16 protein-coding genes are annotated in these 14,514 nt (G+C 56.8%); 5 read left to right on the forward strand and 11 right to left on the reverse strand.

Features of this window, described 5'->3' with window-relative positions; genetic code table 11:
- The first annotated feature begins 118 nt into the window (after positions 1 to 118).
- The gene (locus V4835_RS18500; protein ID WP_442877319.1) at positions 119 to 481 is read left to right on the forward strand and encodes an MGMT family protein; all 363 of its coding nucleotides are present in this window, start codon (positions 119 to 121) and stop codon (positions 479 to 481) included.
- A gap of 33 nt (positions 482 to 514) precedes the next feature.
- Here V4835_RS18500 and V4835_RS18505 read toward each other — a convergent pair whose 3' ends face one another.
- Positions 515 to 1,042 (reverse strand): YbaY family lipoprotein, encoded by a 528-nt coding sequence (locus V4835_RS18505; protein WP_029741632.1) that lies wholly within the window; start codon positions 1,040 to 1,042, stop codon positions 515 to 517.
- A gap of 200 nt (positions 1,043 to 1,242) precedes the next feature.
- Between V4835_RS18505 and tesB the strand changes: the two genes are divergently transcribed.
- Positions 1,243 to 2,103, forward strand: a complete 861-nt coding sequence (tesB, locus tag V4835_RS18510; protein ID WP_331413173.1) for an acyl-CoA thioesterase II — start codon at positions 1,243 to 1,245, stop codon at positions 2,101 to 2,103.
- A gap of 191 nt (positions 2,104 to 2,294) precedes the next feature.
- Here tesB and amtB read toward each other — a convergent pair whose 3' ends face one another.
- The 5 genes from amtB to V4835_RS18535 all read right to left on the reverse strand — a co-directional run bounded on the left by amtB (position 2,295) and on the right by V4835_RS18535 (position 8,214).
- On the reverse strand, positions 2,295 to 3,584 hold the full coding sequence (amtB, locus tag V4835_RS18515; protein WP_063144758.1) for an ammonium transporter AmtB: 1,290 nt from the start codon (positions 3,582 to 3,584) through the stop codon (positions 2,295 to 2,297).
- Between the two features lie 35 nt (positions 3,585 to 3,619).
- The gene (gene glnK, locus V4835_RS18520; protein WP_008503304.1) at positions 3,620 to 3,958 is read right to left on the reverse strand and encodes a P-II family nitrogen regulator; all 339 of its coding nucleotides are present in this window, start codon (positions 3,956 to 3,958) and stop codon (positions 3,620 to 3,622) included.
- 220 nt (positions 3,959 to 4,178) lie between these two features.
- Positions 4,179 to 5,960, reverse strand: coding sequence for a SmdB family multidrug efflux ABC transporter permease/ATP-binding protein (locus V4835_RS18525; protein WP_331413175.1), 1,782 nt, complete (start codon positions 5,958 to 5,960; stop codon positions 4,179 to 4,181).
- Positions 5,953 to 7,725 carry a SmdA family multidrug ABC transporter permease/ATP-binding protein gene (locus V4835_RS18530; protein ID WP_331413177.1) on the reverse strand — a complete coding sequence of 591 codons (1,773 nt, stop codon included), beginning with the start codon at positions 7,723 to 7,725 and terminating at the stop codon, positions 5,953 to 5,955. Before V4835_RS18530 ends, V4835_RS18525 begins: the two co-directional genes overlap by 8 nt.
- Positions 7,726 to 7,755: 30 nt before the next feature.
- Complete coding sequence (locus V4835_RS18535) at positions 7,756 to 8,214, reverse strand: Lrp/AsnC family transcriptional regulator (protein ID WP_029739897.1); 459 nt, start codon at positions 8,212 to 8,214, stop codon at positions 7,756 to 7,758.
- A 115-nt stretch (positions 8,215 to 8,329) separates the two neighbouring features.
- Here V4835_RS18535 and V4835_RS18540 point away from each other — a divergent pair, with 115 nt between their 5' ends.
- Positions 8,330 to 9,376, forward strand: a complete 1,047-nt coding sequence (locus V4835_RS18540) for a PLP-dependent cysteine synthase family protein (protein ID WP_331413179.1) — start codon at positions 8,330 to 8,332, stop codon at positions 9,374 to 9,376.
- 41 nt (positions 9,377 to 9,417) lie between these two features.
- Here the strand turns inward: V4835_RS18540 and cof are convergent, their stop codons facing one another.
- Positions 9,418 to 10,236: an HMP-PP phosphatase gene (gene cof / locus V4835_RS18545; protein ID WP_331413181.1), complete on the reverse strand. Its 819-nt coding sequence runs from the start codon at positions 10,234 to 10,236 to the stop codon at positions 9,418 to 9,420.
- 101 nt (positions 10,237 to 10,337) lie between these two features.
- Here cof and V4835_RS18550 point away from each other — a divergent pair, with 101 nt between their 5' ends.
- Entirely contained in the window at positions 10,338 to 12,038 is a 1,701-nt protein-coding gene (locus tag V4835_RS18550; protein WP_331413183.1) for an SgrR family transcriptional regulator, read from the forward strand.
- A 66-nt stretch (positions 12,039 to 12,104) separates the two neighbouring features.
- Complete coding sequence (gene queC / locus V4835_RS18555) at positions 12,105 to 12,800, forward strand: 7-cyano-7-deazaguanine synthase QueC (protein WP_032646166.1); 696 nt, start codon at positions 12,105 to 12,107, stop codon at positions 12,798 to 12,800.
- 2 nt (positions 12,801 to 12,802) lie between these two features.
- On the opposite strand, the gene V4835_RS18560 is transcribed toward queC, so the two are convergent.
- The 4 genes from V4835_RS18560 to V4835_RS18575 all read right to left on the reverse strand — a co-directional run bounded on the left by V4835_RS18560 (position 12,803) and on the right by V4835_RS18575 (position 14,399).
- Entirely contained in the window at positions 12,803 to 13,132 is a 330-nt protein-coding gene (locus V4835_RS18560) for an addiction module antidote protein (RefSeq protein WP_024906824.1), read from the reverse strand.
- Entirely contained in the window at positions 13,119 to 13,472 is a 354-nt protein-coding gene (locus V4835_RS18565) for a type II toxin-antitoxin system RelE/ParE family toxin (RefSeq protein WP_331413185.1), read from the reverse strand. Before V4835_RS18565 ends, V4835_RS18560 begins: the two co-directional genes overlap by 14 nt.
- A 48-nt stretch (positions 13,473 to 13,520) precedes the next feature.
- Complete coding sequence (locus V4835_RS18570) at positions 13,521 to 13,919, reverse strand: YbgC/FadM family acyl-CoA thioesterase (protein ID WP_024906822.1); 399 nt, start codon at positions 13,917 to 13,919, stop codon at positions 13,521 to 13,523.
- 99 nt (positions 13,920 to 14,018) lie between these two features.
- On the reverse strand, positions 14,019 to 14,399 hold the full coding sequence (locus V4835_RS18575; RefSeq protein ID WP_063144767.1) for a helix-hairpin-helix domain-containing protein: 381 nt from the start codon (positions 14,397 to 14,399) through the stop codon (positions 14,019 to 14,021).
- Between the last annotated feature and the right edge of the window lie 115 nt (positions 14,400 to 14,514).

Consider the following 14,514-nt stretch of genomic DNA (forward strand, 5'->3'; position numbering starts at 1 on the left):
GAGCCCCCATTGAGAGCGTTGATAACCAACGCGCTGGCGCATTATCCCTGTGCTAACGCCCAATTGCAAGCGACCAGGAACCGGATGCTGGTTTCTTGCGCAAACAGGCGCAGCAATCATGAAGATCTTCGTTTACCATAGCTTCCAGAAACTCCCCACAGGTGAAGGTATGGACGAACACGACTCCTTTCCACAGCGCGTATGGCAAATCGTGGCCTCAATTCCGGAAGGCTACGTCACCACCTATGGTGATGTCGCACGCCTGGCAGGTTCCCCGCGCGCGGCGCGACAGGTTGGCGGCGTCCTGAAACGGCTGCCGGAAGGAAGTACGTTGCCCTGGCATCGGGTGGTAAATCGTCATGGTGCCATTTCGCTCACCGGGCCGGATCTCCAGCGTCAGCGTCAGGCATTACTTTCAGAAGGGGTGCAGGTGTCAGGGTCGGGTCAGATCGATTTGCAGACGTTTCGCTGGGTATATTGACCCCTCTCCCGGAGGAGAGGGGCAATGCAGACATTACATCTGCGTCGGTGGGGTTGGCAGGGACGGCTGATTGGTCTGCGGTGCGACCGGTACTTCGGTCTGCTGCACCGGCACCAGGTTCAGGTCGACTTTGGTCCCACCGTTGTTAATCGCTTCCTGGACCGTATCGGTGATAAAGACCAGCTTACCGTTGATGGTTACCGCTGCGCTCAGCAGGATACGGGCGTTAGGCTGCACGTCTGACGGGTTATACGGCAACACGAAGCTAAACGGCGCCTGCTTGCCTTCAGTACGAACGGCGCGCTGAGCCACGACTTTCGACGGCGCGTCGGCCAGAGAAGCATCAGACAACGTCACGGTTAATACCGCATCCGGCGGCAACGCAACTTTCTGTTTAATCCAGATGGTACCGGAAACGTTAGGCTGCTGAATGGATTGCTGCGAAAGGGTGTTAATCCCGTTCGGGTCTGCTGCTGGTACCGGCACCTGGGCGCTCTTACCGGCACAGGCGGACAGCGCAACCGCAATAGCTACACCACTTAGCATGGGCACGAGTTTCATCGAAGTCTCCTTATCAATGCACCAGCGGGATCGATCCCATCCGATGTCGTTTCAATCACATAACGTATTCAAGTGTGGCACAGATCACCGATTTATGCCTGAAAACGTGCCGATATTCAGATTATTCTACCCATCGGACCACTTTCATTTCTGCGTTATACTCTGCCTATCTTTCGCTACGGCGTTTATTGAGGACAACTATGAGTCAGGCACTGAACAATCTGCTGACATTACTGAATCTGGAAAAAATTGAGGAAGGACTCTTTCGCGGACAGAGCGAAGATCTCGGCTTACGCCAGGTCTTCGGGGGGCAAGTCGTTGGACAAGCGCTGTACGCAGCAAAGGAGACCGTCCCGGCAGACCGTCTGGTGCATTCGTTCCACAGCTATTTCTTACGCCCTGGCGATAGCGCGAAACCGATCGTGTATGACGTTGAGGTCCTGAGAGACGGCAACAGCTTCAGCGCACGCCGCGTAGCGGCCATTCAGAACGGTAAGCCGATCTTTTATATGACCGCCTCTTTCCAGGCGCCGGAACCCGGCTACGAGCATCAAAAAGTGATGCCGTCGGCACCTGCGCCAGACGATCTCAAATCAGAGACCGATATCGCCCGTGCGCTGGCGCATCTGCTTCCGCCGCAGGTCAAAGAGAAGTTTCTCTGCGATAAACCGCTGGAGATCCGCCCGGTTGAGTTCCATAACCCGATGAAAGGTCACCCCGCCGAGCCGAAGCGCCAGGTCTGGATCCGGGCTAACGGCACCGTGCCTGAGGACTTCCGCGTTCATCAGTATCTGCTGGGCTATGCGTCAGATTTCAACTTCCTGCCGGTGGCGCTGCAGCCGCACGGCGTCGGGTTCCTTGAAAAAGGGATGCAGGTCGCGACGATCGATCACTCCATGTGGTTCCACCGCCCCTTCAATATGAATGAGTGGCTGCTCTACAGCGTGGAGAGTACGTCAGCGTCGAGCGCTCGCGGGTTTGTGCGCGGGGAGTTTTATACCCAGGACGGCGTGCTGGTGGCTTCTACGGTGCAGGAAGGGGTGATGCGTAACAGAGGTTGATGTTGTGCGGCCTGATGCCCTCACCCTGACCCTCTCCCACGGGGAGAGGGAATACACACTAAAAACGGCAACCTAAGGTTGCCGTTTTGCTTTTACCGTGTGCGGCCTGATGCCCTCACCCTGGCCCTCTCCCACGGGGAGAGGGAACAAACACTAAAAACGGCAACCTAAGGTTGCCGTTTTGCTGTTTATTACGCGTTATACGCATTCTCGCCGTGGCTGTTGACGTCCAGACCTTCGCGTTCCTGCTCTTCAGGGACACGCAGACCGACCGTCATGTCCGCCAGTTTGTAGCCAATGAAAGCGACAACGGCAGACCACACAACGGTGAGAGCAATACTTTCCAGCTGAACCAGCAGCTGATGAACCATGGTGACGCCTTCAGCGTAGCCCACACCGCCCAGCGATTTGGCCGCGAAGATACCGGTCATGATACAGCCGACGATGCCGCACACGCCGTGCACGCCAAACACATCACACGGGTCGTCAACGCGCAGCACGCGTTTCAGTGCGGTAACGCCCCACAGACCCGCCAGACCGGACACCAGCCCGACCAGCAGCGCGCCGCCTACGCCGACATAACCACACGCCGGGGTGATGCCAACCAGACCGGCAATGGCACCCGAACAGGCACCCAGCAGAGAAGGTTTACCGCGTACCGCCCACTCGCCAAACACCCAGGAGAGGATTGCACCCGCCGTGGCCACAACGGTGTTCACGAAGGCCAGCGCGGCGATTTCGTTTGCTGCACTCGCTGAGCCGGCGTTGAAGCCAAACCAGCCAAAGTAGAGGATAGCCGTACCGGTAAACACCATCGGCAGGTTGTGCGGTTTAAACGCTTCTTTACCGAAGCCCACGCGTTTGCCAATCAGATAGGCACCCACCAGACCCGCTACCGCGGCGTTGATGTGTACAACGGTACCGCCCGCGAAGTCCAGCGCACCGTGCGTTGCCAGCAGACCGCCACCCCAGACCATGTGGGCAATCGGCACATAGGAGAGCGTCAGCCAGACCACCACGAAGATCAGGACGGCAGAGAAACGAATACGCTCGGCCAGCGCGCCCACAATCAGCCCGACGGTGATACAGGCGAAGGAGCCCTGGAACGCAACATGGATATACTGATAGAAACTGCCCATCAGCGCGGTCAGCTCAATATTTTTCAGCATCACCCAGTCGAAGTTACCAAAGAACGCGTTGCCCGTGCCGAACGCCAGCGAGTAACCGTAAACCACCCACAGCACGCAGACCAGTGCGAACGTCACGGCAACCTGCGTCAGCATGGAGAGAACGTTTTTGCCACGGATCAGGCCGCCGTAGAACAGCGCAATGCCCGGAATGGACATGAACAGCACCAGCGCGGTGCTGATCATCATAAAGGCGTTATCGGCTTTGTCGACCACCGCAGGGGTAGCAGCCAGCGCCAGGCCCGGCAGCAGTGCCAGCGAACCCAGACCCGTTTTGAGTGTTGCTATCTTCATTTTCTCGATCCCTATCACTGTGTGCCAGGAGTTACTTACAGAGCCGCTTCGTCAGATTCGCCGGTACGAATGCGAATGACGCGCTGCAGTTCGGCAACGAAAATTTTGCCGTCGCCAATTTTGCCGGTATAGGCCGCTTTGCTAATGACATCAATGACTTCATCAAGCTGATCGTCAGCAATCGCGACATCAATTTTTACTTTTGGCAGAAAGTTAACGCTGTATTCCGCCCCGCGATAAAGCTCGGCATGACCCTTCTGACGACCAAAGCCTTTCACTTCGGTGACAGTCAGTCCCTGAATACCCATTGAAGACAACGCTTCACGCACGTCTTCGAGTTTGAATGGTTTGATTACAACCGTAACCAGCTTCATAGATCCCCTCCAGTCAGAATTCGGTAATGGCCGCAGCTTACGCAGAAGGTATTGCAAGGGGTGTGCCAGAAATGAAAACGAGGGGGAACAGCGGTGCGATGAGCGTTACGCGGTTCTGCTAAACGCGCAGGTGAAAAAAAACGCACCATGCCGGTGCAGGGTGCGTTTCAGTTTTGCACCAACAGGAATGACTGTTAGCGCGTCGCCTCATTTTAGTGCATCAGGCGCTAAGCGACTCTTCATCGCGCACGCTGGCCGCCAGCTCTTCGCCCGCCAGCTGCAGCTGATACATCTGCCAGTAGCGCCCTTTTGCTTCCAGCAGCTCGCGGTGCGTACCGCGTTCAACGGCCTGCCCGCGATGTAGCACCAGAATGGTGTCCGCCTCGACGATGGTCGAAAGTCGGTGGGCAATCACCACCAGCGTCGTATGGTCGCGTACCGCGTCCAGCGCCTGCTGGATGGCCTGCTCGGTGCCGGAGTCAATACTGGCGGTCGCTTCATCCAGAATCAGTATCTGCGGCGTTTCAATCAGCACCCGCGCCAGCGCCAGGAGCTGCTTTTGCCCGACGGAGAGATTGTTCCCCTGCTCGCCCAGTTTGGTATTGATCCCCTCGCTAAACCCGCGCGCCAGCTCTGCCAGCTGCACTTTTTCCAGCACGTCCCAGACCTGCTCCTGGGTGTAGTCTCGCCCCAGGGTCACGTTGGCGTAGAAGGTATCGGCCATCACGACCGGATCCTGCTGCACCATCGCAACGCCTTTGCGTAACACCGTATGGCTGAGAGACGCGAGCGGGCGTCCGTCGAGGCGGATTTCACCTTGCGTGACCGGGTAATAGCCCATCAACAGGCTGGCAAGCGTGCTCTTACCGCTGCCGGTATGCCCCACCAGCGCCACGAAGCCGCGCGATGGAACGTCGAGCGTGATGTCCTGCAACACCAGCCGGTCTTCGCGATAGGCAAACGAGACGTTATCAAAGGCAATAGTCCCGCTTTGCAGAGGTCGCTCGTCATTGCCGTAGGCCTGGCGCGGCCTGTCCATCAGCTCAAACACGCGCTCACCGGCGACAACCGCCTGTTGCAGCATCGATTGCTGGGTGGTGAGTTCGATCAGCGGCTCGTTAAGGCGTCCCAGGTAGCTAATAAAGGCGTACAGCACGCCCACTTCAATCGTACCGTCTGAGCTCAGGCCAAAGAGCATCAGCAGCCCGCAAAGCACCAGCGCAGAGAAAAGGCTCAGCAGCGGACGCAGCAGAAAACCGTCGAGGCGCAGCGTCTGCATACGCGCCATATAGTGCGAACGGCTGGCTTCGCCCATGCGCTCGCCAAAGCGCGCCTGCTGGCGGAATTGCTGGATGACGCTCATGCCGTTGATCACTTCGTTAAAGCCATCATTGATGTCGGCCAGGTAAGCACGCACCCGACGCACGATTGGCGTGCTGTAGCGCTGATAGATGACCATGACAATCAGCACCGCCGGGAAGATGGTTATTGCCACCAGCGCCATGCGCCAGTTGAGGCTGAACATCGCGACCAGCATTGCGCCAATCAGCGCCGCGCTGCGCAGTACGGTTGCCACCACGGTGACGTACAGATCGCGGATCACCTCGGTATCGTTGGTCACGCGCGAAATCACCTGTCCGACCGGCTGGATATCAAACTCGCTGAGCGGCTGGCGAAGCGCCGCGTCCATCACATCCGTACGCAGCTGCTGAACGACGCCCACGGCTGCACGGTTAAACAGCAGCGACTGAGCATAGTGCAACCCTGCTGCCGTCAGCTGTAAGCCAACGTAGGCCACGCCTAAGCCCGCCACCAGCCCCAGCGGAAGGTAGCTTTTGGCGACCATGTTGTCGATAAAATAGCTGATAAGCAGCGGACCGCTCACCTCAGCAATCGCCGCTATCCAGAGCAAAAGCACGGCCACGGAGAGCGGTTTACGCCACGGCGAGCCGTAGGCCAGCAGACGTTTGAGCGTCGGCCACATCGTTCCGAGCTTACGCATTGGCGGCCTCCTCATTCTGCTCCGGCGCATCGTCCAGCGCCGCTTCAAGCTGCTGATAACGGTACATATCGCGATACCAGCCCGGCTGCTCGGCAAGCGTTTCATGCTGTCCGCGCTGGGCAATGTGCCCGTGCTGCAAGACCAGAATTTCGCTGGCTTCAGTGAGCGCTGACAAACGGTGGGCGCTGATAATCACCGTGCGTCCGTCGCCCCACTGGCGCAGGTTATGCAGAATTTGATGCTCGGTACGGCCGTCCACGGCGGAAAGCGCATCGTCCAGGATCAGGATTTCAGCATTCAGCAGCAGGGCGCGGGCAATAGAGATACGCTGCTTTTGCCCCCCGGACAGCATGACGCCGCGTTCCCCAACTTCCGTGTCGTAGCCCTGCGGCAGACGCAAAATGTCATCATGAACGCTGGCCAAACGCGCCACATGTTCAATCTCTTCCTGCGTCGCCGCAGGGCGTCCCAGGGCAATGTTGTTCGCCACGGTGTCCGAAAATAAGAACGGCGTCTGGCTGACGACCGCCAGACGGCCGCGCCACTCATCCAGCAGCAGTCTGGTCAGGGGAATATCGTGAAAGCGGATATCGCCTTCGGTGACGTCAAAGTGTCGCTGGAGCAGAGAGAGCACGGTACTTTTGCCGGCGCCCGTCGGGCCACAGATGCCGAGCATCTGACCTGGCTGAAGCGTAAAGCTGACGTTCTCCAGTACCGGATGCTCCGTATGCGGATAGATAAACTGCCGGACGTCGACGGTCATGACGCCGCGCCCTTCCGGTACGGCTTCGCTACCGTCAATGACCACCGGCGCTTCGGACAGCATGGCGCGAATGCGGCTATAGGCGGCGCTGCCGCGCTCCACGATGTTAAACATCCAGGCCAGCGCCAGCATCGGCCAGATCATCAGCCCCAGATACATCGCAAAGCTGGTCAATTGCCCCAGGGTCAACGCGCCCTGCACCACCATCCAGCTTCCGCCGCCAATCGCCAGCAGGTTTGCCATGCCAATCGCGATATAAATCGTTGGGTCAAACCGGGCGTCGATACGCGCGACGCGCATATTCTTCGCCCCCGTGTCCGCCGCATCGGCCGCAAACAGTGCAGACTGTCGGTCTTCCAGGCCAAACGCTTTGATCATGCGGATGCTGGTCATGCTCTCCTGGGTGCGATCGTTCAGAGACGAAAACGCCGCCTGCGCCAGCTTAAAGCGCTCGTGCAGCTGTTCACCATAGCGATTGATCGCCAGCGCCATGATCGGCATCGGCAACAGGGCGAGCAGGGTCAACTGCCAGCTGATCTGCGTGGACATCACGATCAGCACCGCACAGCCCATCACCAGCGAGTCCACCAGCGTCAGCACCCCTTCCCCGGCGGCAAAGACCACGCGATCGACGTCATTAGTCGCTCGGGCGATGAGATCCCCTGTGCGATGGCGCAGATAAAATTCGGGATGCTGTCGGCTCAGCTGGCGGTAAAAATCTTCACGCAGCTCAACGGCCAGCTGATAGGACGCACCAAACAGCAGCACGCGCCAGACGTAGCGCAGCAGATAAACAATGACGGCCGTCAGCACCAGCGTGCCGACCCACATCAACACCCGTGCGGTGGTGTAATGCTGTTCGGTGACGCCATCCACGACGTACCCCACCACTTTCGGCGGGATCAGCTGCAGGATGGCAATGATAATAAGCAGGCATACTGCGCCGAGGTAGCGTTGCCACTCCCGACGAAAGTACCAGCTTAGTTGGGCAAATAATCGCACGCGGTTTGTTCCTGAAGGTATTTTACGAAGTTATTCAATTGGTAATGCTGTGGTGTATTTAATCTGTTCCATGGCGAAGCTTGAGGTGACGTCCGACAAACCCGGTACGCTGTTCACCAGCCGCTTGTAGAAATCATCATAGCGCTTCATGTCGGCCACCTGGACGCGCATCAGGTAATCGTACTCTCCGGCCATACGCCAGAAACCGAGCACCTCGGGCATCTCCGACACCTGAGTGACGAAGCGGCAATACCAGTCGCTGCTGTGATGCTGGGTTTTTATCAGCACAAATGCCGTCAGCCCAAGCCCCAGCTTTTCGGGATCTAACAACGCGACGCGCCCCAGAAGAATACCGTCATCTTCCAGCTTCTTAAGGCGCTTCCAGCACGGGGTGGTGGTCAGATTAACGGCATCTGCCAGCGCCTGCAAAGAGAGGGTACAGTCATTTTGCAGCAATGAAAGGAGCTTGCGGTCAATTTTATCTAGCATACCCACCTCACAGAGAAAATTTTTCTCCCTTCATTCTATTTTAAAGGCCAGATAGCAACAATTTTTCCTGTGCTTTTCGCTATGCTAGGCACAAAATGACAAACGGATAACGACGATGAATAGCACCTGGGTTAAACATGCGATCAGCGAAATCAATGCCGACTATCAGCGCTCGGCGGATACGCACCTGATTCGCCTTTCCCTGCCGGGATTTGACGGCATTCAGCTCTATTTGAAAGACGAAAGCACCCATCCTACCGGTAGCCTGAAGCATCGCCTGGCGCGCTCGCTGTTTTTATACGGTTTGTGTAACGGCTGGATCAAAGAAGGCACCACCATCATAGAATCCTCATCCGGTTCAACGGCGGTATCCGAAGCCTATTTTGCCCGCCTGCTGGGCCTGCCGTTTATCGCGGTGATGCCGTCCTGCACCGCAAAACGTAAAATCGAGCAGATCGCATTTTACGGCGGCCGCTGCCACTTTGTGGAAAGCGCCTGCGAAATCTACGCCGCCTCTGAAATGCTGGCCCGTGAGCTGAACGGCCACTATATGGACCAGTTCACCTTCGCCGAGCGCGCGACGGACTGGCGCGGCAATAACAACATTGCCGACAGTATTTTCCGCCAGATGACCCACGAACCGCATCCGGTTCCGTCGTACATCGTCATGAGCGCCGGTACCGGCGGCACGTCAGCCACGATTGGACGCTACATCCGCTGTCAGGGCTACGATACCCAACTGATGGTGGTTGACCCGCAGAACTCCGTGTTTCTCGACTACTGGCAAAACCGCGATGCCGGTCTGCGCAGCCCGGTGGGCAGTAAAATTGAAGGGATTGGCCGCCCGCGCGTGGAGCCCTCTTTCATCCCAGACGTTGTGGATGAGATGATGCGCGTGCCGGATGCCGCCAGCGTGGCAACGGCGCACTGGCTGGAAACGCAGCTGGGCCGCAAAGTGGGCGCATCGACGGGCACCAATATGTGGGGCGCACTGCAGCTTGCCGCACGTATGCGCGAAGAGGGCCGCACCGGGTCCATCGTCACGCTGCTGTGCGACAGCGGCGAGCGTTATCTTGAGACCTACTACAACGCGGAGTGGGTACAGGCCAACATCGGCGATATCGCCCCGTGGAAAGCGCAGATTGCACAGCTTGTGAAATAAAAAAAAGCCAGACCGAAGTCTGGCTTGCTGGAAGGGTCTCACTATTCGGGGGAATACGGGAGGTTGTTGTTGTCCAGCCAATGCGTCAAAAAATGGGACACTGCTTCATTGCGGCAGTGGCCAATAACCGGCAGATGGGGAAGTTCTGCTTTCAGCTGCGCCATCGCATTCCCCATTATCAGACCGCGACCTACGCTACCCAGCATTTCGCGGTCGTTCATGGCGTCACCAAACGCCATACACTCCTGCAGCGTTAAGCCCAGGTGGTCGCTCAATACCGCCAGCGCGGAACCTTTGTTACAGCCCACCGGCAGCACTTCCAGACAATCCACCGCCGAGAAGGTCAGGTGCGCCCGGTCACCCAGCGCCTCATTCAGTTGAATCCTTAAGCGGCACAGATCGTCATGATCGCCGCAGAAGCAAATCTTAGTTACCGCATGGGCGGGGATCCGACGCAGATCGATAAGCTGGTATTTAAAGCCGCTGTAAACATGCGCGTGCAGTAATTCCGGGATTTCGCTTCCGGTAAACCAGCCCCGATCGTTAAAGACGTGGACGCTGGCCTGCGTGTCCCAGGTGCTGTGCAGCACGATATCCGCCACTTCCGGGTTGAGATCCTGCCGGTGCAGCACATCGCCTTCTACGGAGTGAATTCGCGTCCCGTTGCCGGTGATCAGAAAAGCGTCGAGGGAAAATGCCCCCAGCAAATGGCGCATTTCCAGCACATGACGCCCGGTGGCAAACGTCAGGGTGACATTACGCTCGTGCAGGCGCTTCAGCGTGTTCAGGGTTTTTTCCCCTAAACGGTGATTCGGCATTAACAGCGTACCGTCCATATCAAATGCAGCGAGCCGAGCCATGATTACTCCCGAAATGTGATGCGGTTAACTTGTGCATCAGTATCGTGTGAGATATACGGAAGTAATAGTGAATAGATGATAATTATTGTTCCGGGTTTCTTATGCGCCAGCTCAATCGACTCAACCAATATCACCGCCTGTGGCAGCCTTCCCTGGGTGCAACGCAGCAGGTCACCATCAGCGAGCTGGCCGCCCGCTGTTTTTGCAGCGAGCGGCATGTCCGAACGCTGCTGCGTCAGGCCCAGGAGGCGGGCTGGCTGAGCTGGCGAGCGCAGTCTGGCCGCGGTAAGCGGGGTGAGCTGACGTTCCATGTCGCGCCGGAGTCACTGCGCAATGCGATGATGGAGGAGGCGCTGAAGAGCGGGCAGCAGCATAACGCGCTTGAACTGGCCCAGCTTGCCCCCGCAGAATTACGATCGTTGCTGCATCCGTTTTTGGGCGGGCAGTGGCAAAACGACACGCCGACGCTGCGCATCCCCTATTACCGCTCGCTGGATCCGCTTCAGCCGGGTTTTTTACCGGGCCGGGCAGAGCAGCATCTGGCGGGACAGGTATTCTCAGGTTTAACGCGTTTTCACGGCAACAGCAGTGAACCCACGGGCGATCTCGCTCATCACTGGGAGGTATCGCAGGACGGTTTGCGCTGGCATTTCTACATTCGCTCCACGCTGCACTGGCATAACGGCGATAAAATCGAAACCGGACAGCTTCAGCAAAGCCTGGGCGCGCTTTTCGCCTTGCCGGCCCTGCGTAAACTGTTCCAGAGCGTCTTACGCGTTGACGTTACCCATCCTCAGTGTCTGACCTTTACGCTGCACCAGCCGGATTACTGGCTGGCGCACCGCCTGGCCACCTACTGTAGTCGGCTTGCACATCCCGAACAGCCCATGACGGGCAGCGGCCCCTTCAGAGTCAGCGTGTATGAACCGGATCTGGTTCGTCTGGAAAGCCACGAACAGTACCATCTCAGCCATCCGCTGCTTAAGGCCATCGAATACTGGATCACACCGTCGCTGTTTGACTATGGGCTAGGCACCAGCTGTCGCCATCCGGTTCAGATCGCCATTGGCGAGCCGGATGAACTGGAGAGCCTGCGCCTGGTGACAAACAGCACCAGTCTGGGCTTTTGTTATCTCACCCTGAAGCAAAGCCCGCGCCTGAGCGAAATGCAGGCTCGACGACTCATCAACATCATTCATCTCTCGACACTTCTGCACACGCTTCCGCTCAATGAAGGGCTGATTACCCCGACAGAGGAGTTACTCCCCGGCTGGGCGATCCCTCAGTGGCCGGATTTAACACATGTCCCTCTGCCGAAGACATTAACCCTGATTTATCATTTACCGGTTGAGTTACACACGATGGCGCGCCAGCTAAAACAGTACCTTGCACAACACGGCTGCGAGCTTACGGCGATCTTTTACGATGCGAAAACCTGGGACGGGTGCCAGCAACTGGCGGACGCGGACATCATGATGGGCGACAGGCTGATTGGCGAAGCGCCGGAATATACGCTTGAACAGTGGCTGCGCTGTGATGCCCTCTGGCCACACGTTTTAAGTGCGCCGCAATATGCTCATCTGCAGGCCACCCTGGATGCGGTACAGACCCAGGCCGACGAACAGGCCAGACGTGCCGGGCTGAGGGCCATTTTCTCCCGGCTCATGGAAAAGGCGGTGATAACGCCCCTGTTCAATTATCAATACCAGATCAGCGCCCCGCCGGGGGTCAACGGTATACGCCTCAACACCCGCGGCTGGTTTGATTTTACCGAAGCCTGGCTGCCCGCCCCGAAATCGTGAAGAAGCTGGTCGCCGTCGTGGTCAGACGGTAACATAACGTTTTTACCGTAACAGTCGAGATGATTTATGAAACGTGCCGTCGTCGTGTTCAGCGGAGGACAAGACTCTACTACCTGCCTGGTCCAGGCCCTTCATCAGTACGATGAAGTTCACTGTGTCACTTTCGATTATGGCCAGCGTCACCGTGCAGAAATCGACGTTGCCCGTGAACTTGCCCTGAAACTGGGCGCACGCGCGCACAAGGTGCTGGACGTTACGCTGTTAAATGAACTGGCCGTGAGCAGCCTCACCCGGGACAGTATTCCCGTCCCGGACTACGAACCCGATGCCAGCGGCATTCCGAATACCTTCGTGCCGGGCCGTAATATCCTCTTCCTGACCCTGACGGCGATCTACGCCTATCAGGTAAAGGCCGAAGCGGTGATCACGGGCGTGTGCGAGACCGACTTCTCCGGCTACCCGGACTGTCGTGATGAGTTCGTTAAAGCGTTAAACCACGCCGTCAATCTGGGGATGGCGAAAGAGACGCGCTTTGAAACCCCGCTCATGTGGCTGGATAAAGCCGAAACCTGGGCGCTGGCGGACTACTGGGGCAAGCTGGACCTTGTCCGCAGCGAAACGCTCACCTGCTATAACGGTATCAAAGGCGACGGTTGCGGCCAGTGCGCAGCCTGTAATCTTCGCGCTAACGGGCTGAACCACTATCTTGCCGATAAAGTCGGCGTGATGGCCGCGATGCAGAAAAAGACCGGGCTTAAATAAGGCTACTTGACCGTGCTGTCGAACAGTTTCACACCGGCAGCACGGGTGACTTTCATCAGCGTTGTCAGCGTTGGGTTGCCGTTGTCTGATAAGGTTCGGTATAGCTGCTGACGGGACAAACCTGCTTTGGTAGAAATTTCTCCGATACCGCCTCGCGCTTCGATGACCTGACGGAGTGCAATGAGATAGGCAGGGATCCCCTGGTCTTCATAGATCTCTTCCAGTGCTGTTTGCAGATAACGCTGAGCGTAGGAAGGATTCTCTCGCAGCATTTTCACAACAGCATCATGGTGGTTAACGGAGCTCGAATATTTTCGTTCAGCGGCGCTCATTGGAATGTCCTTTTGCTTGATGATCTTTCCAGTAATCTATTGCCAGTTTGATATCTGCTTTTTGGCTCTTTTTGTCGCCACCAATCAGTAACAATAAAACCTGCCGATTCTCTACTGAAAAATAGATTCTGTAGCCGGGGCCACTGTCGACTCGCATCTCCCAAACACCTTCCCTGAGATACCTGTAATCGCCAAAATTACGTTTTATCGCACGGTTAATCCGCATAAGGATCCGGAAAACCATATCCGGATCCTTTCGATTCATTCTGGCAACCCACTCCTCAAACGGTACTTTCCCGTCACGGGTCCGGTAACGTTCAACAACGTAGTCCCTGTCCATTATTCTATCCCTGAAAAATCCTTTTGTCTTTTATAAAAGACAAACTTTCTAAGCGATCATCAACTCCAGCTTTTCCCGCAGCTCCCCTTCCAGCGGCAGCGCTTTCTGCGTTTTCAGATCGATACAGACAAAGGTGATCAGCGCATCAGCCACTACCTGCCCTTCTGGATCGAGCGTCACCACCTGGCTTAACACCCCGCTTTTGCCATTGATCTGTTGCACCTGGCTGGTCACCGTGAGCACATCACCCAGCACGGCCGGACGGCGGTAGTTGATGTTGATATTGACGACCACGAACGCGATGTTGTGCGCGGTCAGCCACTGAAAGCTTTCGCTATTTTCCAGCCCGTCCCAGCGCGCTTCTTCAAGAAACTCAAGATAGCGAGCGTTGTTCACGTGCTGGTAAACGTCGAGATGAAAACCGCGTACTTTGATTTTTGTCTGCATAGCGCAATAGCCTTTACTGTTATTGTAGGATGTGAGGTCATAACTGGTATGACCTCTTTATCCTGGCAAAATTTTGCCGCAGTGCAAGAAATTGCGTAATTACAACGTCAGGTGTGAGAGGTTGCGCTCAACCAGCGCGCTGCCCATGCCCGGCACCTGTTTGAGATCGTCGACCGTTTTGAAAGGACCATACTCTTCGCGGTAGCTGACGATGGCCTGCGCTTTTTTCAGCCCGACACCATTCATCGCGCGTGCCAGATCTTCCGCAGAGGCGGAATTGATACTGACCCGCGTACCATCATCATCCGCATTTTTACCGGCGTCAGTCGCTTTGGTTTGCCCTTGCACCGGCGCTGCCGCGTCGGACTTGCTCTGCGTAGCCTGTGGTTTGGCGGCGGTGGCCGACGCCATCACACCCGCGCTCATCCCGGTGGTGGCAATAGCCAGCGTAATTAACAGTGCTTTGATTCCACATTTCATGCTGTTATCTCCTTGTTTGTTGACAGCCACGTCACGATAGCCGCCAGATAAAACCGGCACAAACAGCAGATTGCAGAAATGGAAAAGGCCGCGAAAGCGGCCTTTAGTTATTGCA

The sequence above is a fragment of the Enterobacter cloacae complex sp. CARB60 genome (assembly GCF_036487345.1).
Lineage (GTDB): Bacteria > Pseudomonadota > Gammaproteobacteria > Enterobacterales > Enterobacteriaceae > Enterobacter > Enterobacter asburiae_D.